The following is a 22,324-nucleotide window of genomic DNA, read 5'->3' on the forward strand; positions in this document are numbered from 1 at the left end:
AATCTAGGTTTCCGACGGGTGACGAAGTCGTGAAATTTTGCTTAATCCGTAACGTTTGAGCTCGAACTTTGCCGAGTTTGGCATTTCGATCCCGAAGGCCGGTCCGACAGGCGGTCGGACCGGCCCCGAATCGTCAGTCCGGCAACGAGAACTGCACCGGCACCAGGCCGATGGCCGGTACCGCTACGCCATCACGCTGGGCCGGTTCAAAGCGCCAGCGCTTGAGCACCTGCTGGCGTGCGGCCTGGTCCAGGTGGCGCGAGCCACTGCTGCGCTCGATGCTGACCGCGACCGGCTGACCGCTGCTGTCGACCTCCACCCGCAGCAGCACCGTGCCCTGCTCATGGTTGCGCAGCGCGGCGACCGGATAGGCCGGCGGTGGGGCACTGCGGTACTGCAGCTGGGCGCCGGCCAGCGGTGCATGGGCGTCGATGCTCGGCGCGAGTTGCGGCGCGGCCTGTTCGGCGGCCGGCAGCGCGATGCCCTGGGTCTCTTCCACGGTCGCCGTGGGAGCGGGCAGTGGCGGAACCACCGGCTGGGTGCGCGGTTTCGGCACGACCCGGGCGACTTCCTCCGGTTCCTGCAGTACCGGAGGGGGCGGCGTTGGCGGAATCTTCTCGATCAGCCTGACCGTGGTCTTGTCACGCGGGACCTGCACGGCCTGGTAGGTCGCCGGGATCAACAGCAACAGGAACGCGAGCAGATGCAGGGCGATGGCCGCGCTCCAGGCGGCAACGCGGGCGGGGTCGAAGTGCGGGGATGCAACGGGATACGTACGAACCATGGTCCACCTCCATGCCAGTGACGAAGTCCTCAACGCACCAGGGCCCGTGGCGGGGTTGCCGCACGCGGCTGGCAGCCAATCATTAACGCCAGGCCCCGGCCACTGCCTAGAGGCAGGGACAGGATCGTTGGGCTGGCCTTCAGCCAGCCGCCCCGGCCCACATGAAAAAGGCGGGCCCCCTGCGGGACCCGCCTCTGTCTACCGGAAGGGATGGGATCAGCGACCCAGTTCGAACACCACGTCCAGATTGACCGAAACAGTGGATTCACCCGGTGCGACCGGGGTGGCCTTGTCCATCGCTGCGCCGGCCGACATGGCCCGCATCATCGGCATCGGGCGGTAGCCGCCGCCGGCGTTCTCGGAAATGCTGACGATGCGGCGCACCTGCAGGCCCAGCGACTTGGCGTAGGTCTGGGCACGGGCCTGGGCCTTCTTCAGCGCGGCGAGGCGGGCTTCGTCATAGACCGGTTCGGGCTGATCGATCTCGAAGCTGGGGCCGTTGATCTGGTTGGCGCCCTGTGCGGCCAGCGCATCCAGCACCTTGCCGAGCTTGGCGATGTCGCGGACCTTCAGGCTGACCGTGTTGCTGGCCTGGTAGCCGGTGATCTTCGGCGCTTCGTTGTCGGCGTAGCGGTACTGCGGGTTGAGGCTGACCCCGCTGGTCTGCACGTCGCGCTCGGCGATGCCGGCGGCCTTGACCGCTGCCAGCACCTTGTCCATCTGCTGGGCGTTCTGGCGCATCGCGCTGTTGCCATCGGCGGCCTGGGTGACCACGCCGGCCGACAGCGTGGCGACGTCCGGCACACGGGTGGCTTCGGCGTTGGACGAGATGTTCAGCAGGGTGCCTTCGGCCGCGGCGGCGATCGATGGCGACGACGGGGCAGCATGGGCGGTCATCGAGGTTCCAAGGGCGAGGGACAGGGCGAGCAGCAGCGGGGTGGCGGTCAGGCGCATGGGATCTCCTTGTTGTGCGGTGAGGGTGGTGTCGTAGCGATGAACGCGCTGTGAGCCCGTTCGGGGTTGTGTGCGTTCCTCGACGGGTTGCCGACGATTCAGGTGACGGGCTCAGGTTATGCTGTGCCGATGCTCTATCTTGCTTCCCGCTCCCCCCGACGCAACCAGTTGCTGGCCCGACTCGGACGCCCCTTCCAGGCCCTGGACCTGGAGGTCGTCGAGCAGCGCGCCGCGACCGAGAGTGCCGAACAGTATGTGTGCCGGGTCGCCGCCGACAAGGCGCGTGCCGGGCTGGCGCGGGTGCTGGCCGAAGACCCGCAAGCGCGGGTGCTGGGCTCGGACACCGAGGTGGTGCTGGACGGTGAAGTGTTCGGCAAGCCGGCCGACGCAGCCGACGCTTGTGCGATGCTGGCGCGACTGGCCGGGCGCACCCACCAGGTAATGACCGCCGTGGTGGTGGTCGGTGCGGATGGGCTGGACAGCGAACTGGTCATTTCCGAAGTGACCTTCGCGCCGATCGACGCTGCCGACATCGCCGCCTACGTGGCCACCGGTGAGCCACTGGACAAGGCCGGCGCCTACGCCATCCAGGGCGGGGCCGAACGCTGGATCGAACATCTTTCCGGCAGCTACTCCGGCGTGATGGGACTGCCGCTGCTGCACACTGATCGTCTGCTGGCGCGCTGCGGCGTGCCGGCCCCAACTGCTGATGCCGCCAGGGAGGCTGCCGATGTCTGAGGAAATCCTGGTCAATGTGACCCCGCGCGAAACCCGGGTCGCGGTGATCGAAAACGGCATGCTGCAGGAACTGCACATCGAGCGCGGCTGGCGCCGTGGCGTGGTCGGCAACATCTACAAGGGCAAGGTGCAGCGGGTCATGCCTGGCATGCAGGCGGCCTTCGTCGAAGTGGGGCTGGAGCGCGCCGCGTTCCTGCACGCCAACGACGTGGTGCGCCCGGCCCCGGTGGCCAGTGCCGACACCGAGAACACGACCCTGCCGCCGCCGGCCAGCGTGCCCATCGTCGAGCTGCTGCGTGATGGCCAGGACATCGTGGTGCAGGTGGTGAAGGACCCGATCGGCACCAAGGGCGCGCGCCTGACCACGCAGATCAGCATTCCTTCGCGCTACATGGTGCTGCTGCCGCAATCCAAGGTCGTGGGCGTGTCCGCGCGCATCGAGGATGAAACCGAGCGCGCGCGGCTGAAGGCATTGGTGACCGAGCTGTCGGCCCAGCATGGTGGCTACGGCTACATCGTGCGTACCAACGCCGAGGGCCAGCCGGCCGAAGCCATCGCCGAGGACATCGCCTACCTGTCGCGGGTCTGGAACGTGGTCGAGCGTCGTGGCCGCGAAGCTGCCTCGTGCAGCAACATCTATGAAGACCTGAGCCTGCCGCTGCGATCGGTACGCGACCTGATCCGCAAGGACGTGGACAAGGTGAAGGTGGACTCGAAGGAGACCTTTGGCCAGCTGCAGGCCTTTGTTGCCAAGTACATGCCGGTGCTGGCGGAGAAACTCGAGCTGTATGCCGGCGACCGTCCGATCTTCGACATGTTCGGGGTGGAGGACGAGATCGGCCGTGCGCTGGACAAGCAGGTGCCGCTGAAATCCGGTGGCTACCTGGTGATCGACCAGACCGAGGCGATGACCACCATCGACGTCAACACCGGTTCGTTCCTCGGCCAGCGCAACCTGGAAGAGACGGTGTTCCGCACCAACCTGGAAGCGGCGCAGGCGGTGGCACGGCAGCTGCGGCTGCGCAACCTGGGCGGCATCATCATCATCGACTTCATCGACATGGATGATGCCGAGCACCGCCGCCAGGTGCTGCGCACGCTGGAAAAGGCGCTGGCCCGCGACCATGCCAAGACCACGGTGTACGACTTCTCGCCGCTGGGCCTGGTCGAAATGACCCGCAAGCGCACGGTCGAGAGCCTGGAGCGCCAGCTGTCGGAAACCTGCCCGCAGTGCAGCGGTCGTGGCAGCATCAAGACCACCGAAACGGTGACCTACGAGATCTTCCGCGAGATCACCCGTGCCGTGCGCCAGTTCGATGCCGCGCGCCTGCTGGTGATCGCCTCGACCAAGGTGGTCGCGCGCATCACCGACGAGGAGTCCTCGGCGGTGGCCGAGCTGGAGGAATTCCTCGGCAAGAGCATCCGCTTCCAGGCGGACGAGCAGTACCTGCAGGAGCAATTCGATGTTGTTCTGCTCTGATCCTCGCCGGCCGCAGGCCGGCGGTGGCCGATGAGCGCGCCGCCGCGCCTGCGACTGCGAAGGATCCGCCGTCATTTCATTGCCGCCTGCGCGGTGGGCCTGGTCGGGCTGGCACTGCTGGTGGGCACCCTCAGCCAGCTGCTGCCGCTGGCCGAGCGCCATCCCGACAGGATTGCCGCCTGGTTGAGTGAACGCGCCGGCCAGCCGGTGCATTTCGACCAGCTGCAGACGGCCTGGACCCGGCGTGGTCCGCTGCTGCAGCTGAAGGGCCTGCGCATCGGCGCCGGCCAGGGCCTGGCCATCGGCGAGGCCGAGGTGCTGGTGTCGATGTACAGCGGACTGCTGCCCGGCCGCTCGTTGACCGAACTGCGCCTGCGTGGCCTGGCACTGGACCTGCAGCAGGGCGAGGACGGCCGCTGGTCGGTGCGTGGCCTGCCGCAGTCCAACACCGGCGGCGACCCGCTGGACGCGTTGCGCCGGCTGGGCGAACTGCAGGTGATCGGTGGCCGCCTGGGCGTGCATGCGCCGGGCCTGGGCATCGACACCACGCTGCCGCGCATCGACCTCCGCCTGCGCGTCAACGGCCAGCGCCTGCGGGTGGGCGTACGGGCATGGGCACAGGCCGATGCGCTGCCTTTGACCGCGGTACTGGACGTGGACCGCGCAGGCGGCAACGGCCAGGCCTGGCTTGGCGCAGACCCCGTTGATTTCCACGCCTGGTCGCCGCTGCTGGCGGCCGGGGGCATCCGCCTGCGCGAGGGCAAGGGCGAACTGAACCTGTGGCTGACCCTGCGCGATTTCGCGCCGGTGGCCCTGACCACTGATTCGGACCTGCGTGACGTCCGCATCGACGGCGCACCGATGCCCGACGTGGCTGCTCCGCAGCTGCAGCTGCAGCGCGTGCAGGCCCGCCTGCGCTGGCAGCGCCAGGCCGATGGCTGGGCGTTGCAGGTGCCGCGCCTGCGCCTGAAGTCGGAAGACGGCGAACAACAGCTCGATGGCCTGCACCTGCAGGTCGGCAAGCAGTTGCGGGTTGGTTCCGGCGAGGTACAGGCCGGTACCGCGCTGCGGGCCCTGGCGCTGAGTGATCGCCTCGACCCCGGCCTGCGCCATTGGTTGTTCCTGTCCAAACCGCAGCTGGATGTGCGTGAGCTGCAGCTGGCCGGTGAACGTGATGGCCCGTTGTGGGTGCAGGGTGAGCTGCAGTCGCTGGGCTTCGCCAGCGTGGGTCACTCGCCGGGCCTGCGCGGCCTGGGGGGGCGCTTCGAGGGCGATGCCGATGGCTTCAGCCTGCAGCTGCAGCCGCAACGTCAGCTGCAGTTCGATTGGCCGACCGGCTTCGGGGTGCGCCACGACCTGCATCTGGCCGGGCAGCTGGTGGGCTGGCGCGACGAGGCCGGTGGCTGGCGCATCGGCACCGCGGCGATGCGGGTGGAAGGTACCGATTACGCAGCCGACGTGCGTGGCGGCGTCTGGTTCCAGGGGGACGGCACGCGGCCGTGGCTGCAGCTGGCGGCCAAGCTGGACGATGTGCCGATGACCGCGGCCAAGCGGTTCTGGATCCATTCCAAGATGAGCAAGGGCGCCACCGACTGGCTGGACATGGCACTGGCCGGTGGGCAGGTGCGCAACGGTGTCGGGCTGGTCAGCGGTGACCTGGATGACTGGCCGTTCGACAACAATGATGGCCGCTTCGAGGCCACCGGGCACATCACAAATGGCGAGATCCGCTTCCAGCACGATTGGCCGCTGATGCGCCAGGTCGATGCCGACATCGCCTTCATCGGCCCCGGCTTCGACATGCGCGGGCGCGGCGATCTGGCCGGCGTGGCGGTACAGGCATTCGAAGCGGGCATTCCGGACTTCGGCCAGCAGCCGCTGTATGTGCGCGCGAATGCGCCCAGCGATGCGGGCAAGCTGCTGGCGATGCTGCGGCAGAGCCCGCTGCAGAAGGACTATGGCGATACCCTGGACAACCTGGTCGCCAGCGGCCCAGCGCACGTGACCTTCGACCTGCTGCAGCCGCTGCACCACGATGAAGGCGGCGGTCACCTGCAGGGCACGGTCGACCTCAACGGTGTGAAGCTGGTGGACAAGCGCTTCCAGCTGGCCTTCGACAACATGCATGGGCAGGCGCGCTACAGCAATGGTGGCTTCGGTGCCGAGGAACTGGCGGTGCGCCACCTTGGTCAGGATGGCCGCTTGAGCCTGCGCGCCGGCGGCTACGTGCACGACAGCAGGCTGGCGTTCGAGTCGCAGCTGGCGGCCAACCTCGACGCGGGCGTGCTGATTGACCGTGCCCCGGAAATGGCGTGGCTCAAGCCCTATATCGCCGGTACCTCGCCATGGACCATCGCGGTCAACCTGCCCAAAGTCGCACCGGGAGCGCCCTCACCGCCCAGCGAGCTGCGCCTGAGTTCGGATCTGGTGGGAACCCGCCTGGACCTGCCGGCGCCCCTGGACAAGCCGGCCACCGAGCCGCTGGCGACCACGGTGGCCGCGCAGCTGCCGATGGGTGCCGGCCGCATCGACGTGGCCTTTGGCCAGCGGCTGGCGCTGGCCGCGCGCAGCCACAACAACCGCACCGGCGTGCAGGTCACTCTGGGCAGCGACCATGCCGATCGCGAGCCGCCGCCGAGCGGATTGTCCGTCAATGGCCGCAGCCCGACCCTGGATGCGCTGGAGTGGATCGGCCTTGCCCGCGGTGGCAACGACGATGACGGCATGCCGCTGCGTGCCGTAGACGTGCAGGTCGGCAAGCTGATGCTGATCGGCGGCGTCTTCGAGCAGACCCGGTTGCAGCTGCAGCCGGGACCGCAGGCGCTGGATGTGCGCCTGGATGGACCTTCGCTGGCCGGTCGCCTGACCGTACCCAACGCCGAAGGAGGCACCATCAGTGGTCAACTCGACCGCGTTCACTGGCAGTCGTTGCCGCCGGCACCGGGCGCGGCCGCGCCAGCGCGGGTGCAGGCGGGCGCCAATGACATGGACCCGGCCAAGCTGCCGCCGTTCGCGCTGGACATCGCCGACCTGCAGTTCGGCAAGGTCGTGCTCGGCCAGGCGGTGCTGCGCACGCGGCCACTGGCCAACGGATTGAACGTGGACGAGCTGCGCTTCCGGGCGCCGGACCAGGAGATCGACATCAGTGGTCGCTGGCTGGGCCGCACCGGTGGCGCCCGCACCGAACTGACCGCGCAGGTGCGTAGTGAGGACCTGGGCGGCCTGATGCAGAACCTCGATTACGGCGGCCAGCTGCGCGGCGGCTCCGGCCAGGCGCAGCTGCAGGCGTCGTGGAGCGGAGGGCCGTCGGACTTCCAGCTGGCCAACCTGCAGGGCCGCCTTGACCTGCACGCGCGCAATGGCCAGCTGCTGGAGCTGGAGCCGGGCGCCGGTCGTGTGCTGGGCCTGCTCAGCGTGACCCAGCTGCCGCGGCGCCTGATGTTCGACTTCCGCGACTTCTTCTCCAAGGGCTTCGCGTTCAACCAGGTCGACGGCAGCGTGCAGTTCGGACAGGGCATGGCCCGCACCGACAAGGTGCTGATCGAAGGCCCGGCGGCGAACATCACCATCCGCGGCCAGGCCGACCTGCGCAACCAGCAGTTCGACCAGACCATCGATGTCAACCCGCGGGCCGGCAATCTGCTGACCGTGGTCGGCGCGGTGGCAGGTGGCCCGGTCGGCGCGGCACTCGGCGCGGCCACCAATGCGGTATTGTCCAAACCGCTCGGCGAGATCGGCGCCCGCACCTACAAGGTGACCGGCCCATGGAAGGAGCCGAAGGTGGAAGTGATCGAACGCAGCCGCGACAAGACCCCGCCAGCGCCCGTACCGCGCCCGGCCCCGGCCGTACCGCCGACCGTTACCGACCTGCCACGCTCACGCTGAGCGTGGACCTCCTGTTCACGGGGCTTGCCTGAGCGCCCCCGCACCCCCAGATCGAGACCATGACTGATATCGCCCTGACGCTTGCCCAAGACCGCCTGCTGCGCCCCGGCGGCCTGGATACCGCTGGCCTGGAGCGCACCTTCGGCCAGCTGCTCGGCCCCGGTGTGGACTTCGGCGACCTCTATTTCCAGCACGCCCGCCGCGAGAGCTGGAGCGTGGAAGACGGCATCGTCAAGGACGGTGCCCATTCCATCGAGCAGGGCGTGGGCGTGCGGGCGATTTCCGGCGAGAAGACCGGTTTCGCCTACTCCGATGACATCCATGCCGATGCGCTGCTGGCCGCGGCGCAGTCGGCGCGTGCGATTTCGCGCGAAGGCGGCGCCCAGTCCGGGCGATCGCTGCTGCGCGGCGACGCGCGCGCGCTGTACCCGGCGCTGGACCCGATCGATGGCATCGGCAACGAGGCCAAGGTCGAGGTGCTCAAGCGCCTGGATGGCTACCTGCGCGCCGCCGACCCGCGCGTGAAGCAGGTGATGGTGAGCCTGTCCGGCGGCGTCGATACGGTGCTGATCGCCCGCAGCGACGGTGTACTGGGCGCTGACGTGCGCCCGCTGGTGCGCCTGAACGTGCAGGTGATCGTCGAACACAACGGCCGCCGCGAGTCCGGCTATGCCGGCGGTGGTGGCCGCTATGGGTACGAGGCGCTGTTCGCCGACGGTCGCCCGGAAGCGTTTGCGCGCGAGGCCCTGCGCCAGGCGCTGGTGAACCTGGACGCCGTGCCGGCGCCGGCCGGCGTGATGCCGGTGGTACTGGGCCCTGGCTGGCCCGGCGTGCTGCTGCACGAAGCGGTCGGCCATGGCCTGGAAGGCGACTTCAACCGCAAGGGCACCAGTGTCTACGCTGGTCGCATCGGTGAGCGCGTGGCGGCACCGGGCGTGACCATTGTCGACGATGGCACCCTCGACGGTCGCCGTGGTTCGTTGAACATCGACGATGAAGGCCACCCGAGCCAGTGCACCACGCTGATCGAGGACGGCATCCTGGTCGGCTACATGCAGGACAGCCTCAATGCACGCCTGATGGGCATGGCGCCGACCGGCAACGGCCGCCGCGAATCGTTCGCGCACCTGACCATGCCGCGCATGACCAATACCTACATGCGTGCCGGCCAGCACGACCCGCAGGAAATGATCCGCTCGGTGAAGAAGGGCCTGTACGCGGTGAACTTCGGTGGCGGCCAGGTCGACATCACCAGCGGCAAGTACGTGTTCTCGGCCACCGAGGCCTACCTGATCGAGGATGGCCGCATCACCGCGCCGGTGAAGGGGGCGACGCTGATCGGCAACGGTCCGGAAACCATGCAGAAGGTGCGCATGGTCGGCAACGACCTGGCCCTGGACGAGGGCGTGGGTATCTGTGGCAAGGACGGGCAGAGCGTGCCGGTGGGGGTTGGCCAGCCGTCGCTGTTGATCGAGGGCATCACCGTCGGCGGTACCCAGGCCTGAGCCGGGCGATGGCCAGCGCCACCGCCCCGCTCGGCGGGGACTCAGCCCTCGTCGGCTTCGTCGGTCTCGACGGGGTCGGCGTCTTCGGCGCTGGCCTTCAGGCCCAGCGCGGCCGGCAGCATCAGGGCGCGCAGCACCTGGAAGATTTCGCGGTAGGCGCGCGGCGGCTTGTTCTTGGCCTTCTCGGCCTGCGCATTGCGCACCAGCGTGCGCAGCTGCTGGCGGTCGGCCTGCGGGTAGTCGTCCAGCAGTGCAGCCAGCGCCTTGTCACCCTCGGCCAGCAGGCGGTCGCGCCAGTCTTCCGCGCGGTGCATCATCGCCACTTCACGGCGACCGGTTTCGCTGTTGGCGTCCAGCGCATCGCGGATCGCATCCAGCGTGGCGTCTTCTTCGCGGCGCATGTGCTTGGCCAGGAACGCCAGCTGGCGCTTGTGGGCGATGTGGGCGGTGATGCGCTTGCACTCGGCGATATGCGGCAGCAGGTCTTCCGGGATCGGCAGGCGTGCCAGCTGGGCCGGGGTCAACGACACCAGCTTCTCGCCCAGGGCCAGGACGTCGAGCGCGTCGCGCCGGTTCTGGCTGCGGCTCTTGTCGTGGAATTCACCGGTTTCTTCGTCGCGTCCGCGCATCGTTCCTACCTGATCTCAAAAAAAGTCGCCCGGCGTGATGCCGGGCCCAACCCGTACAGGATAAAGCATTGAACGTGATCGCCCCTGAAGTCGCTGTCGGCGACGACAGCCCGGCCCGGCTGGAACGGCTGGCCGACCTTTCCCAGCAGCTGCTCGACCGCGCCCGTGCGCTGGGCGCCAGCCAGGCCGAGGTCAGCTGCAGCGAAGACCGTGGCCTGGAGGTCAATGTCCGCCTTGGCGAGGTTGAGACCGTGCAGTCCACCCGTGACCGCGGTATCGCCGTCACCGTCTATTTCGGCCAACGCAAGGGCAGCGCCAGCACCGGCGACCTGAACGAGGCCAGCCTTGCCGCCACGGTCGAACAGGCCTGTGCGATCGCCCGGCATACCGAAGACGACCCGGCCGCCGGCCTGGCCGAGGCGGACCTGATGGCCACCCACTTCCCGGACCTGGACGGCTGGCACCCGTGGCCGCTGCAGGCCGACGAGGCGGTGGACCTGGCCCTGGCCTGCGAAGCCGCAGGCCGTGAGGCCGATGCGCAGATCCGCAATTCCGACGGCGCCTCGGTGTCGAGCATGCAGAGCCTGTCGGTCTATGCCAATTCGCATGGCTTCATCGGCCGTGAGCGCGGCACCCACCATTCGGTCGGTTGTGCGCTGATCGCCGGGCAGGGCGATGGCATGCAGCGAGATGGCTGGTACACCAGTGCGCTGGCCCGCGAGGATCTGGAAGAGGTGGGCCTGGTCGGTCGTCGTGCCGCCGAGCGCACTGTCGCCCGCTTGCAGCCGCGATCGCTGGCCACCGGCAGCATGCCGGTGCTGTTCGCCCCGGAAGTTGCGCGCAGCCTGGTCGGGCACCTGCTGTCGGCGGTGTCCGGCGGTGCCCTGTATCGCCAGGCCAGTTTCCTGCTGGACAGCGTTGGCCAGCGCCTGTTCCCGGAATGGATGCAGATCGAGGAGCTGCCGCACCTGCGCCGTGGCCTGCGCTCGGCGGCCTTCGACGGCGACGGCGTCGCCACCCGCGCCTCGGCCCTGGTCCGCGACGGCGTGCTGCAACGCTATGTGCTGGGCAGCTACTCGGCACGCAAGCTGGGCCTGCAGACTACTGCCAACGCCGGTGGCGTGCATAACCTGCAGCTGGCGGCCAATGCCGGCTCCCTGCAGGACATCGCGCGGCAGATGGGCGACGGCCTGCTGGTGACCGAGCTGATGGGGCAGGGCGTGAACGGCGTGACCGGCGACTATTCGCGTGGCGCGGGTGGCTTCCGGATCGAGAACGGCGAGATCCAGTACCCGGTGGACGGCATCACCATCGCCGGCAACCTGCGCGAGATGTTCAGCAGCATCGAGGCGGTCGGCAGCGACGTTGATCCCCGCTCGCACATCCGGACCGGTTCGATCCTGTTGGGGCGGATGACCATCGCCGGTAATGATTGATGCCGTCGATGGCGTAAGCTATGCCCGCCTGACGCAATCAGCTGGGTGCTGGTTGGTCAAGACCACCCAATGAAAAGGAGTTTTGTCGTGAGCGAATTCGATAACGTCCCGCCGCCGCCGCCGGCCATCACCGACGTCCCGGCCGACCAGCGCACCATGGCCCTGGCCGCGCACCTGCTGGGCATCTTCACCGGCTTCATCGGCGCGCTGATCATCTGGCTGATCAACAAGGATGACGCGGGCAAGGCCTTCGTGACCGACCAGGCCAAGGAAGCCCTTAACTTCCAGATCACCGTGACCATCGCCATGGTCATCAGCATGATCCTGATGATCGTGATCATCGGCGGTATCCTGGCGCCGATCGTCGGCATCATCAGCCTGGTGTTCAGCATCATCGCTGCGGTCAAGGCCAACAACGGCGAAGCCTACCGCTACCCGTTCGCGCTGCGCCTGATCAAGTAAGATCGTCCGCACGCGGAACTGAAAACGCCCGGCACTGCCGGGCGTTTTCGTGTGCGGGAAATGCCCGGCCGTGTATAGCGATCAGTGATCGCGTTCCACCGCCAGCGTCGCCAACGCGCGCAGTGCATCGGCTTCGTCGCCATGCCCGGCCAGGATCGACTGCATGCGTGCAGCGAGCTCGTGCAGCTGCGCCTTCGCACCGTCCATGCCGAGCAGGGCGGGGAAGGTGCTCTTGTCCTGTGCCTGGTCCTTGCCGGCGGTCTTGCCCAGCTGTTCGGAACTGGCTTCGACATCGAGGATGTCATCGCGCACCTGGAAGGCCAGGCCGAGCGCGTCGGCGAAGCTGTCCAGCTGGGCCAGCTGCGGTTCGTGGGCCTGGCCGCACAGCGCGCCCATGCGTACTGCCGCCCGGATCAGGGCGCCGGTCTTCAGGGCATGCATGCGGGTCAATGCTGCCAGCGTCTGCTGCTGGCCGGTGGCATCGATGTCCAGCGCCTGGCCGCCGCACATGCCTGAAGCACCCGAGGCATGGGCCAGGGTCTGCAGGCAGGCCACGCGCAAGGTGGCTGGCAGCGGTGCATCGGCCAGCAGGCCGAAGGCACGGGTCTGCAGGGCGTCACCGGCAAGGATCGCGGTGGCTTCGTCGAAGGCGATGTGGGTGGTCGGCTTGCCGCGACGCAGGGCGTCGTCATCCATTGCCGGAAGGTCGTCGTGCACCAGCGAATAGGCATGGATCAGCTCGACGGCCATCGCGGCCGCGTCCAGGCTTTCCGGTTGCGCGCCGAACAGGTGACCACTGGCGTACACCAGCAGCGGCCGCATGCGCTTGCCGCCACCCAGCACCGAATAGCGCATGGCCTGGTGCAGGCGCTGCGGTGCTTCGGCAGGCGAGGGCAGAGCGGCGTCGAGCTGGCTTTCGATACGGTCGCGCCAGCGCGCGAACAGAACCTCAGCCGTCATGGCTGGGCGGGTCGAAGGGCTCGGAGGCTTCCGGCTGCGCCGGATCGCTGAGCAGGCGCACGCGCAGTTCCGCCTGCTCCAGCGCCTGCTGGCACTGGCGGTACAGACCGACACCACGCTCGTAAGCGCTGAGCGAAGCTTCCAGGCTCAGCTCGCCGGTTTCCATCTGCTCCACCAGCTGTTCCAGCGATTCGAGCGACTGCTCGAACTGGGCGACCGGGGAGGCGTTTTCGGGGGACTTCTTGGCCATGCGGCAAGTGTGGACGGGCTGCGCGCGGGGGTCAATTCACCAGCCGCCGGGACGCCACTGCAGCTGTGCGTCGTTCGCCTGCATCCAGGCCTGCAAGGGCGCGCCGATGACCACGTCGGCGGCGGCCAGCAACTGCGGGCCATCAAAGATCAACGGCAGCTGCGCGCGCCGCCACGGGGCAAGGTGCTCACGCTGCAGGCAGTCCTTCAATGCGTGCGAATGCTGGCGGCCGGGCAGCAGAATGCGCTCACCGCCCACGCGTGCACGGACCTGCAGCGGGCGTTCGAAGGCCGGGGTGCCCTGCAGGCGCAGTTGTCCACCATCGGGCAATGGCAGCGGTGCGCGTCCATCCCATTCGGCCTGCCACGCGAGGGGAAGCGCAGGCAGCCGGGCCGGCAGCAGGTAGGCGTGGTCGCGCCATTGCTGGATCGCGTGATCGTGCCAGCTCACACGGGCCTGACGATCGTTGTCGGCCGGCAACAGCTCGTCCAGCGCCTGCTGCAGCACGGTGGCCGGCAGCGGTGCCGCACCGTGGCCGGCCGCCCAGGCACGCAGCACGCGTGCGGCGCGCCCTGGTGAGACCTGGCGCAGCAGCTGCAGCGACAGCACGCGCGGTGCCACTTCCAGGTGCGCGATCAGCTCGGCGTCTTCCTCGTCCAGCAGTTCACGGGTCTGCCGACAGTGCGTCGCGCTGCCCGCCAATGCTGCAGCCGCATGCGGCCAGCGCCGGCGCAGCAACGGCAGCACCTGCAGGCGCAGGAAGTTGCGATCGGCGTGGTCGTCGCCATTGCTGGGGTCTTCGATCCAGCGCAGCGCGTGCTGGCGCGCGTAGTCGAGCAGTGCACTGCGTGGCACCGCCAGCAGCGGGCGCCACAAGGAATGTTCGCCAAGGCGGCTGTGCATGGACATCGCCGCCAGGCCATCGACGCCGGAAGCGCGCAGGGCGCGCAACAGGAAAGTCTCGGCCTGGTCGTCCTGGTGCTGTGCCAGCGCCAGCGTTTCGCCGTTGCGCAGTTCGGTCGCGAACGCGGCGCGTCGCGCCAGTCGCGCGGCACCCTCGGTGCCCAGGCCTGTGCCGTTCTCGACCTGCACGCGGTGCACGGCCAGTTCGATGCCCCAGGCGTCGCATTGCTGCTGGCAGTGCAGCACCCAGTCATCCGCATCGGGCTGCAGGCCGTGGTGCACGTGCACCGCGCGCAGCGAAGTGCCGGAAGCCTGCGCGCAGCGCCACAGCCAGTGCAGCAGCACGGTGGAGTCGACACCACCGCTGTAGCCCACCAGCAGCGGCGCATCCAGCGGAACGAGGGCAGGGAAGGCAGTCACGGCGGCAAGTATAGGGTTGCTCGGCAGGGCTGCGCCCTGCACCCGCTACGAGCCAGAGCAACAGCAACAGCAGAAGCTGGTTTCCTGAAGGATGGCGGGGTGGGTCCGGTTGCGGGAGACGCCGTAAACCCATCCATGGGGGCTTGGCCGCCGCATCCATGCCGCGGACACTCCCGCAACCGGACCCACCCCGCCTTCGACAGTTGGCCGCGATCTGTTGGAACGACGTATTGCCTTGGTAGGTGTCGACCTTGGTCGACACAGTAGATCCACGCCATGCGTGGATGACTCATTCGATATCTGACAGATGTGTCGACCAAGGTCGACACCTACCAACAGCCGCCGGAATCTGTCGAAGGCGGGGCACTGTGGGTTTGCGGGGTGTGAGCCGCATGGATGCGGCGACCAAGCCCCCAGGGACGGGTTTACGGCGTCCCCGCAAACCCACAGTGCCCCGCCATCCCACGGAGCGCACGCTGTTGCTGTTGCTTCGGCCGTTGCCGTTGCGTCTGCAGGTGCAGGGCGCAGCCCTGCCGAAACCCTACTTCACCCGACGGCCCGAGCGGTCGATGCGGAACCGCTCTCCGCCTTCCATCGGCGTGTGGCCATCGCCATCCGGCGTGCCGCGACGGCAGCCGTTGCAGACCTCGGCCACGCCGTCCTGGAACGGCCAACCGAAATCGAAGGTGCCGGGCACCACCTGGCGGAACTTCAGGTCGAAGTAGCCCACGCGGTGGCCGACGCGGGCGCGCAGCAGGCCTTCCTGCGGTGTTTTCGGACCGTTGTCCCAGGTCAGCACCGGCAGGCTGCGACCCTTGCGGTTGACGTAGTGGAAGCCCTGGTCGGCGTACACCACCGCCAGGCCGTGGTCATCAAAATTCAGGTCCTTCAGCGTGTCGGGCTGGATCTTCGGCCGGTGGTCGACCACCTCGCAGTTGGGCAGCGGCCACAACCCGTGTTCGTCGGTCAGCAGCTTGCACGCCGGTGCCTGTGCCGCTGCATTGGCACTGACCAGCACGCCAAGCAGGGCCAGCGACCGCGCGGAGCGGCCGCTGGCAGGGGCAGGGCGGGCCTGCCGTGCGATCACTTGGCCTCGGCCTTGCGCTCGAAGGCCGTCGGTGCCGGCAGCTGAACCGGCACGCCCTTGTCATCGCAGGTGCCGGCCTGGCACAGGCGCTCGCGCAGGGCCGGCGTGGCCTGCACGATCATGTGGTAGATCGCGTTCTGTTCCAGCGTGCCGCGGATCGCCTTGCTGCCGGGGCCGCGTGCCCAGATACCGACGTCTTCGCCGCCGTGCGACTCGGACTTCATCGGCACCAGCGCTTCCTGCATGTAATCCGGATGCTCGGTGTCGACCTCGCGCAGGTTCGGGCGGCCGTTGGCCGGTTCGAAGCTGCTCGGGTTGTGCGGGTAGCGCTTCGGGCCGGCCGGCTGCTGGTTGCTGCTGCCGGTATGGCCCGGGCCGTTGGCATAGCTCAGCGTGGTGTACGGCTGGCCGGTGCCGTCCAGCGCGTAATCCAGCTTGCCGGCGCCATCTTCGCCGCCCTTGTCCTTCACCTTGCCCAGGATCGGGTTGCCGCGCGCCGGGTAGCCGACGAAGTTCAGCGTGTGCGAGTGGTCGGCGGTGACGATGATCAGGGTGTCGTCGGCCGAGGTCAGCTCGTTGGCCACGCGCACCGCGTCGGACAGGGCCACGGTCTCGGTCAGCGCACGGTAGGCGTTGCCGCTGTGGTTGGCGTGGTCGATGCGCGCGCCTTCGATCATCAGCACGTAGCCTTCCTGGTGCTTGGCCAGATTCCTGATCGCTGCGGCGGTCAGTTCGGCCAGGCTCGGCTCACCGCCCGGATCCTGCGGGCGCTCGTACTCGTAGCGCATGTGGTCTGGCTCGAACAGGCCGAGGATGGCCGGCGCGTTCGCGGCGGCGGCCAGCTGCTTGCTGTTCCAGACGTAGGCACCCTGCGGGTGTGCCTGCTGCCATTCCTGCACCAGGCTGCGGCCATCCAGGCGCTGGCCGACCTTGTCGTCGTACTCCGGATCGCGCTCTTCCACAGTGGTGAATTCACCGCGGCCGCCGCCGAGGGCAACCAGCGGGCCACGGCCATAGCGCGAGGTCGACAGCAGCTGCTGGGCGATGTCCTTGCAGCCTGCGGCCTTGGCCGCGTCGGTCAGGTCGGTGTCGTTTTCCCAGTTGCGCTCGGGCGAGTGCGCATAGGTCGCCGCCGGGGTGGCATGGGTCAGGCGCGCGGTGGACACCACGCCGGTGGCCAGGCCGGCGCTGTCGGCCAGCTGCAGCCAGGTCAGCAGGCCCTTGGACAGGCTGTCGGCGCAGTCGGTGCGGCTGCCGGCACTGACGCCGATTGCACCCATATGGGTCTTCACGCCGGTGGTGATGGCGGTCATGGTGCCGGCCGAATCCGGGGTCTGCGAATCGGTGTTGTAGGTCTTGCTGAACGCCGTGGCCGGGAAGCGCTCCCAGGACAGCAGGTTCTCTTCACCGGAGCCGCCCTTCTGCTGGCCCTCGTAGATGCGCGAGGCGGCCACCGTGGTCAGGCTCATGCCGTCACCGAGGAACAGGATGACGTTCTTGGCCTTGCCGGACATCGCACCGTTGGCGGCGGCCTGGGCGGCGCCACTGCGGTACCACCACTGCGGCGTCTCACCGGCCGGATGGGCGACGGGGTCGACGGCGACCTTCAGGCCGGTCGGGGCAGCGGCGGGGGTGGTGCTGGCGCAGGCGCCCAGCAGCAGGGTGGTGGCGCAGGCGGCCAACAGGGAGACGGAACGGCGCATGGACGCTGGGATCTCACAAACTGTAACGGGACGTTCATTATGCCCGGTGCCGCAAGGCACGCCGATGACACACTGATTTGCCGGCCGGGCGGTCGTTCTGCGGGCCGCCTTGGGCTATCGTGCCAGCATCCCTTCCTTCCCCTCTGGATTGCCTATGAAGCTGGTCTCTGCCTGGCTGCGGATTCCATTCTGGCAGCGCGTGGTCGGTGGCTTCGTGCTCGGCGCGCTGGCCGGCTGGGCGCTTGGCCCTGCCGCGGAAACGTGGTTCGGCCCGCTCGGCGAGCTGTACGTCACCCTGATCAAGATGATCGCCGTGCCGCTGGTGTTCTTCGCGGTCATCAACGCGATCTCGTCGCTGCACGGCCAGAAGTCGGTCGCCGCGCTCAGTGGCCGCACCTTCCTGTGGTTCGTGATCACCGCCGCGCTGGCGGTGTGCGTCGGCCTGGGCGTGGGCACCGTGCTGCAGCCTGGCGCCGGTGGACTGCAGCTGTCGATGGCCAGCAACTATGTGCCGCGCGAAGTGCCCAGCGTAGTGCAGGTGCTGCTGGACGTGGTGCCGGCCAATGTCTTCTATGCGCTGTCGGGCATCGGCACCAAGGTCAACGCGGCCGGTGAGACCGTGCTGGCCGCCGGCCGTGGCTCGATCCTGCCGGTGATCTTCTTCGCCGGCCTGGTGGGTTTTGCCATCGTCAAGCTGGGCGAGAAGGTGACCGAGGCGCGCAAGCTGGTCGGCCAGATGAGCGACATCATGATCCAGGTGACCCGCTTCGTGCTGGAAGTCACCCCGATCGGCACCTTCGGCCTGATCGCCGGCCTGGTCGGCAGCTATGGCTTCGAGAAGCTGCTGCCGCTGGGTCATTTCGTGCTGGCCCTGTACGTGGCCTGCGCCCTGCACATCGTGGTGGTCTACAGCGCACTGCTGCTGGCGCACGGCCTGAACCCGCTGAAGTTCTTCCGCGGCGCGGCGCCGGGCATGCAGGTGGCCTTCGTCAGCTCGTCCAGCTTCGCGGCGATGCCGGTGGCGCTGCGTTCGATCACCCACAACCTGGGCGTGAACAAGGACTACGGCTCGTTCGCGGTGCCGCTGGGTGCCAGCATCAAGATGGACGGCTGCGGTGCGATCTACCCGGCGCTGTGCGCGGTGTTCATCTCGCAGTACAGCGGGGTGCCGCTGACCCCGGAACAGTACGTGGTGGTGCTGATCGCCTCTGTGCTGGGCAGCTTCGGTACCGCCGGCGTGCCGGGCACCGCGGTGATCATGGCCACGGTGGTGCTGAGCGCAGCCAATCTGCCGCTGGAAACCATCGGCTACCTGTATGCCATCGACCGCATCCTGGACATGATGCGCACGATGACGAATGTGACGGGCCAGATGCTGGTGCCGGTGATCGTGGCCAAGGAAACCGGGCTGCTCGACCAGGCGGTGTATGACAACCCGTCCAGCAATGTCGGCGTGGACGATCCGGACCCGACACCGCCACGCGCCTGAGGTTGCGTGGAGATGAAAGGCCCGCCCTGACCGGCGGGCTTTTTGTTTTCTCCTGGTGGATCCACGCCATGCGTGTGGGTGGAAGCAGTGCCGACCAAGGTCGGCACCCACCAGAGGACAGTAGCTCCACGCCATGCGTGGATGAGGGCGATGCCGACCGAGGTCGGCAGCTACCCACCATTGCGCGGGCTCAACAAAAAAGCCGCTGCAGGGCAGCGGCTTTCTCGTGTCAGGCGGCGCCGTAGCGCCAGCGGGTCAGAGGTCGACCCGGCGGGCCTGCATGAACTTGTTGCCCCAGTAGCCACTGAGCAGGGTGTCCACGCGGACGTCCTTGCCCGAGCTCGGTGCGTGCAGGAAGCGGCCATCGCCGACATAGATGCCGACATGGTCGACGCGGCCCTTGCGGCCGAAGAAGACCAGGTCACCCGCCGCCAGCGCAGTGCGGTCGTTGATCAGTTCGGCATTGTCGTCGTGCGCCATCTCGCGGGAGACGCGCGGCAGCTCGATACCCAGGGCCGAGCGGAACACGTAGCCGACCAGGCCACTGCAGTCGAAGCCGCTGTCCGGGTTGCTGCCGCCCCAACGGTACGGGGTGCCCAGCAGGGTCATCGCGCGGCGCAGCAGCGACTGCACCTTGCCGTTGTCGGCCGCGGTGCCGACAACACTGCCATTGGCAGCGCTGCTGGTGTCGTAGTTGGCGAGGAGGCGGCTGAGGTCACCGGCCACCACGGCCGAGCGGTCCATCAGCGGAATGGTGTCGTTGGCGGCCAGGTGCGGCAGCAGGGCGGCCAGGGTAGCGCTGGCGGCGGCGTCGACGCGGCTGCGCTGCGGAGCGGCAGCTTCGGCCTTGGCGGCCGGTCGGGCGGTGTTCTCGGCCAGCGGGGCCGGGGTCACATCGGAACGGTTCGGAGCAGTCTGCGACCAGGCCGGGAGGCTGGTCAGACACAGTGCCAGGCCCAGCAACAACGGGCGGGCACTGCGTGAAGATACGGAAGTCTGGCCTTCGCTTTTCAGGTCGTCAGTCGTCACGCGTCGGTCACAGGAAAAAAACGATGGGGCATCATGCCCTGTAAAAGCGCGGATAAGTTAAAAATTCCGTTAGTAATTCGTTAGCTTCAAGGTGATGATCGTCACAGTTTTGAACATATCGCCTGTTCATTTTAGCGAAGGACACGTTTCGCGCCGGTGTAGTGGTCTTTCCAGTAGGGGCCGCTGAGCGAGTCCAGCCGCACGGTGCCACCGGTGCTTGGCGCGTGCACGAAACGCCCTTCACCTACATAAATACCAACGTGGGTGACGCTGCCGCGGCTGCCGAAGAACACTAGGTCGCCGGTGGCCAGGCGTTGCGGATCGATCTTCGGACCCTGTACCGCCGCCAGGTCACGCGAAGTACGTGGCAGCTTGAGGTCCAGCATCTCGCGGTAGACATAGGCGACCAGGCCGCTGCAGTCGAAGCCCGAATCGGGGGTGTTGCCGCCATAGCGGTAGGGGGTGCCGACCAGGCTGATGGCGCGCATCAGCACCGAGTTGGCCGCCTCCGGGTTGTCCGGCACGGTCTTTGGCCAGTTCGCCGTTGGCGGGGGCGGCGCAGGGCGGGTGGCCTTGCCACCGCCGCAGGCGGTCATCAGCAGGGGCAGGGCCAGCAGCAGGGCCGGGGCGAGAAGCCGGCGCAGGCCGGACGAAACTGGCGTGATGTGCATGATCTCCGGATAATGCGCCACCTTGGATTGGCCGTCATGATGGCGGCGTCCCCGCCGGGCGACAACCCGCCCCAACCCGCCTGCCTCCGGCAGATCCAGACAGAGTTGCGCATGAAGATCGAAAAAGACCGCGTTGTCCGCTTCCACTACACCGTTTCCGAAGTCGGCCAGGAGCCGATCGAATCGTCCAAGGACCGCGGCGAGCCGCTGGCGATCCTGATCGGCCACGGCAACATCATCCCGGGCCTGGAAAACGCCATGATGGACAAGGAAGCCGGCGCGACCTTCAGCGTCGATGTCAATGCTGCCGACGCCTACGGCGAGCGCCGTGAGGGCCTGTCCCAGCGCGTGCCGAAGAAGCACTTCGGCAACACCAAGCTGGCTCCGGGCCAGCAGGTCGTGCTGCAGACCAATTTCGGCCCGCGTGCGGTGACCGTGCAGAAGGTCGGCATGAGCGTCGTCGACGTGGACCTGAACCACCCGATGGCTGGCAAGGATCTGCACTTCGACGTGGAAATCGTCGATGTGCGCGAAGCCGGCCAGGAAGAGATCGATCACGGCCACGTCCACGGCGACGGTGGTCACCACCACTGATCGCAGCGCGATCGTGATGTCAGCAACGGCCCGCTTCGGCGGGCCGTTGCGTTTCTGGAATACGGCGCGCCCATCCACGGCGCGCGGGCCGGCGGCATAATGGTGGACCTGACCGACGGATGCCCCGTGAACGCCGCTTCTCCTTCCCTGCAGCCGTTGGCCTCCGGCGAACGCATCGCCGTGCTGGACGTGCTGCGCGGTGCCGCGCTGCTGGGCATCCTGCTGATGAACATCGAGGCCTTCAGCGGGCCGCTGGACCTGGCGTTCACTGCCATCGACGTGCATTGGCATGGCATCGACTACTGGGCCGATGCCTTTGTCTATGTGTTCGTGCAGGGCAAGTTCTTCACCCTGTTCTCGCTGTTGTTCGGCGCCGGCTTTGCGGTGATGGCGCAACGCGCCGAGCTGGCAGGGCGTGATTTCACCCCGTTCTACCTGCGTCGCAGTGCCGGTCTGCTGCTGATCGGCCTGTGCCACGCGCTGCTGGTCTGGTCCGGCGACATCCTTGTGCTGTACGCACTGGTCTCGTTGCCGCTGCTGGCCTGCCGCGAGGCGCCGCGCAGCTGGCTGCCGTGGATGGGCGCGACGCTCTATCTCGGCGGCGTGGCGATGATGCTGCTGGTCGGCGCGATGGTGTCGATGGCCTCGGCGGACGAGGTGCGGGGAATGCTCACCGAGGCGCAGCAGAGCATCGATCTGCAGCGCCAGGTGTACGGGCACGGCAGCTGGATGCAGGCCAATGCGCAGCGGCTGAGCGAGTTTGGCACGTCGATGGGGGCGATGCTGATCACCGGCCCGGAAGTGCTGGGCATGTTCCTGATCGGCAGCTGGTTTGCCGGTAGCGGTGCGCTGTCGGCGCCAGAGCGCTTCCCGCGGCTGTATGCGGTGTTGCGTTGGGTGGCGCTGCCCCTCGGCCTGCTGGTCACGCTGTTGGGTGTTGCCTGGAAGCCGTATCTGGCGCCGGGTGCCTACGATCTGCCGGTGACGGCGGCGATGGCGCTGCTGACGATCGGCGGCCTGCCGATGTGCCTGGGCTACCTGGCCTGGATCGTGCACTGGCGCGCGCGGCTGGGCTGGCTGGCGCCGGTCGGGCGCATGGCGTTGACCCATTACCTCGGCCAGTCCCTGCTGTGCACCTGGTTGTTCTACCACTACGGCCTGGGCGCGTTCGAAATGATGCCACGCAGTGTGCAGCTGCTGTTCGCGCTGCTGCTGTTCGCCGTGCAGGTGGGCATCTCGCACGTCTGGCTGCGCCACTTCCGCTTTGGGCCGATGGAATGGCTGTGGCGCGCGATGACCTACCGGCAGTGGCCGCCGATGCGGCGCGGAGCCGGGCAGGGCTGAT

At 68.0% G+C, this 22,324-nt stretch carries 19 protein-coding genes; 9 read left to right on the top strand and 10 right to left on the bottom strand.

What is annotated here, in order from left to right; genetic code table 11:
- Positions 1-133: 133 nt before the first annotated feature.
- The gene (locus AC5P57_RS08585) at positions 134-784 is read right to left on the bottom strand and encodes an energy transducer TonB (RefSeq protein WP_099555028.1); all 651 of its coding nucleotides are present in this window, start codon (positions 782-784) and stop codon (positions 134-136) included.
- Positions 785-1,000: 216 nt separating this feature from the next.
- Complete coding sequence (locus AC5P57_RS08590; RefSeq protein ID WP_099555025.1) at positions 1,001-1,738, bottom strand: SIMPL domain-containing protein; 738 nt, start codon at positions 1,736-1,738, stop codon at positions 1,001-1,003.
- A 129-nt stretch (positions 1,739-1,867) separates the two neighbouring features.
- Here AC5P57_RS08590 and AC5P57_RS08595 point away from each other — a divergent pair, with 129 nt between their 5' ends.
- The 4 genes from AC5P57_RS08595 to tldD are packed head-to-tail and all read left to right on the top strand — an operon-like array spanning position 1,868 to position 9,346.
- On the top strand, positions 1,868-2,476 hold the full coding sequence (locus AC5P57_RS08595; protein WP_262234731.1) for a Maf family nucleotide pyrophosphatase: 609 nt from the start codon (positions 1,868-1,870) through the stop codon (positions 2,474-2,476).
- On the top strand, positions 2,469-3,956 hold the full coding sequence (rng, locus tag AC5P57_RS08600) for a ribonuclease G (protein ID WP_099555021.1): 1,488 nt from the start codon (positions 2,469-2,471) through the stop codon (positions 3,954-3,956). The genes AC5P57_RS08595 and rng overlap by 8 nt, the downstream gene beginning before the upstream one ends.
- Positions 3,957-3,986: 30 nt before the next feature.
- Positions 3,987-7,841: a YhdP family protein gene (locus AC5P57_RS08605; protein WP_495219534.1), complete on the top strand. Its 3,855-nt coding sequence runs from the start codon at positions 3,987-3,989 to the stop codon at positions 7,839-7,841.
- 59 nt (positions 7,842-7,900) lie between these two features.
- Positions 7,901-9,346 (top strand): metalloprotease TldD, encoded by a 1,446-nt coding sequence (gene tldD, locus AC5P57_RS08610; RefSeq protein WP_099555017.1) that lies wholly within the window; start codon positions 7,901-7,903, stop codon positions 9,344-9,346.
- A 41-nt stretch (positions 9,347-9,387) separates the two neighbouring features.
- Here tldD and yjgA read toward each other — a convergent pair whose 3' ends face one another.
- Positions 9,388-9,975, bottom strand: coding sequence for a ribosome biogenesis factor YjgA (gene yjgA, locus AC5P57_RS08615; RefSeq protein ID WP_262234734.1), 588 nt, complete (start codon positions 9,973-9,975; stop codon positions 9,388-9,390).
- Positions 9,976-10,043: 68 nt separating this feature from the next.
- Here yjgA and pmbA point away from each other — a divergent pair, with 68 nt between their 5' ends.
- Together pmbA and AC5P57_RS08625 are read left to right on the top strand one after the other, a co-directional pair.
- Entirely contained in the window at positions 10,044-11,411 is a 1,368-nt protein-coding gene (gene pmbA, locus AC5P57_RS08620; protein WP_099555013.1) for a metalloprotease PmbA, read from the top strand.
- A gap of 87 nt (positions 11,412-11,498) precedes the next feature.
- Entirely contained in the window at positions 11,499-11,873 is a 375-nt protein-coding gene (locus tag AC5P57_RS08625; RefSeq protein ID WP_142806490.1) for a DUF4870 domain-containing protein, read from the top strand.
- Positions 11,874-11,954: 81 nt separating this feature from the next.
- Here AC5P57_RS08625 and AC5P57_RS08630 read toward each other — a convergent pair whose 3' ends face one another.
- The 5 genes from AC5P57_RS08630 to AC5P57_RS08650 all read right to left on the bottom strand — a co-directional run bounded on the left by AC5P57_RS08630 (position 11,955) and on the right by AC5P57_RS08650 (position 17,196).
- Positions 11,955-12,833, bottom strand: coding sequence for a polyprenyl synthetase family protein (locus AC5P57_RS08630; RefSeq protein WP_099555009.1), 879 nt, complete (start codon positions 12,831-12,833; stop codon positions 11,955-11,957).
- Positions 12,823-13,083: an exodeoxyribonuclease VII small subunit gene (locus AC5P57_RS08635; RefSeq protein ID WP_005410522.1), complete on the bottom strand. Its 261-nt coding sequence runs from the start codon at positions 13,081-13,083 to the stop codon at positions 12,823-12,825. The genes AC5P57_RS08630 and AC5P57_RS08635 overlap by 11 nt, the downstream gene beginning before the upstream one ends.
- A 36-nt stretch (positions 13,084-13,119) precedes the next feature.
- Positions 13,120-14,406, bottom strand: a complete 1,287-nt coding sequence (gene tilS, locus AC5P57_RS08640; RefSeq protein WP_262234735.1) for a tRNA lysidine(34) synthetase TilS — start codon at positions 14,404-14,406, stop codon at positions 13,120-13,122.
- 541 nt (positions 14,407-14,947) lie between these two features.
- Positions 14,948-15,493 carry a WG repeat-containing protein gene (locus AC5P57_RS08645; RefSeq protein WP_495219535.1) on the bottom strand — a complete coding sequence of 182 codons (546 nt, stop codon included), beginning with the start codon at positions 15,491-15,493 and terminating at the stop codon, positions 14,948-14,950.
- A complete protein-coding gene (locus tag AC5P57_RS08650; protein ID WP_099555003.1) occupies positions 15,490-17,196 on the bottom strand; it encodes an alkaline phosphatase in 1,707 nt (568 codons plus the stop codon). The genes AC5P57_RS08645 and AC5P57_RS08650 overlap by 4 nt, the downstream gene beginning before the upstream one ends.
- Before the next feature lie 154 nt (positions 17,197-17,350).
- Between AC5P57_RS08650 and AC5P57_RS08655 the strand changes: the two genes are divergently transcribed.
- Positions 17,351-18,685 (top strand): dicarboxylate/amino acid:cation symporter, encoded by a 1,335-nt coding sequence (locus AC5P57_RS08655; protein WP_099555001.1) that lies wholly within the window; start codon positions 17,351-17,353, stop codon positions 18,683-18,685.
- Positions 18,686-18,940: 255 nt separating this feature from the next.
- Here the strand turns inward: AC5P57_RS08655 and AC5P57_RS08660 are convergent, their stop codons facing one another.
- Both AC5P57_RS08660 and AC5P57_RS08665 read right to left on the bottom strand, forming a co-directional pair.
- Complete coding sequence (locus tag AC5P57_RS08660) at positions 18,941-19,714, bottom strand: C40 family peptidase (protein ID WP_099554999.1); 774 nt, start codon at positions 19,712-19,714, stop codon at positions 18,941-18,943.
- A gap of 131 nt (positions 19,715-19,845) precedes the next feature.
- Positions 19,846-20,385 carry a C40 family peptidase gene (locus AC5P57_RS08665; RefSeq protein ID WP_049430125.1) on the bottom strand — a complete coding sequence of 180 codons (540 nt, stop codon included), beginning with the start codon at positions 20,383-20,385 and terminating at the stop codon, positions 19,846-19,848.
- Positions 20,386-20,496: 111 nt separating this feature from the next.
- Here AC5P57_RS08665 and AC5P57_RS08670 point away from each other — a divergent pair, with 111 nt between their 5' ends.
- Together AC5P57_RS08670 and AC5P57_RS08675 are read left to right on the top strand one after the other, a co-directional pair.
- Entirely contained in the window at positions 20,497-20,979 is a 483-nt protein-coding gene (locus AC5P57_RS08670; protein WP_099554997.1) for an FKBP-type peptidyl-prolyl cis-trans isomerase, read from the top strand.
- 99 nt (positions 20,980-21,078) lie between these two features.
- Complete coding sequence (locus tag AC5P57_RS08675) at positions 21,079-22,323, top strand: DUF418 domain-containing protein (RefSeq protein WP_262234740.1); 1,245 nt, start codon at positions 21,079-21,081, stop codon at positions 22,321-22,323.
- Position 22,324: the final 1 nt, after the last annotated feature.

It is taken from the genome of Stenotrophomonas sp. YJH_SMC_79 (assembly GCF_059367995.1).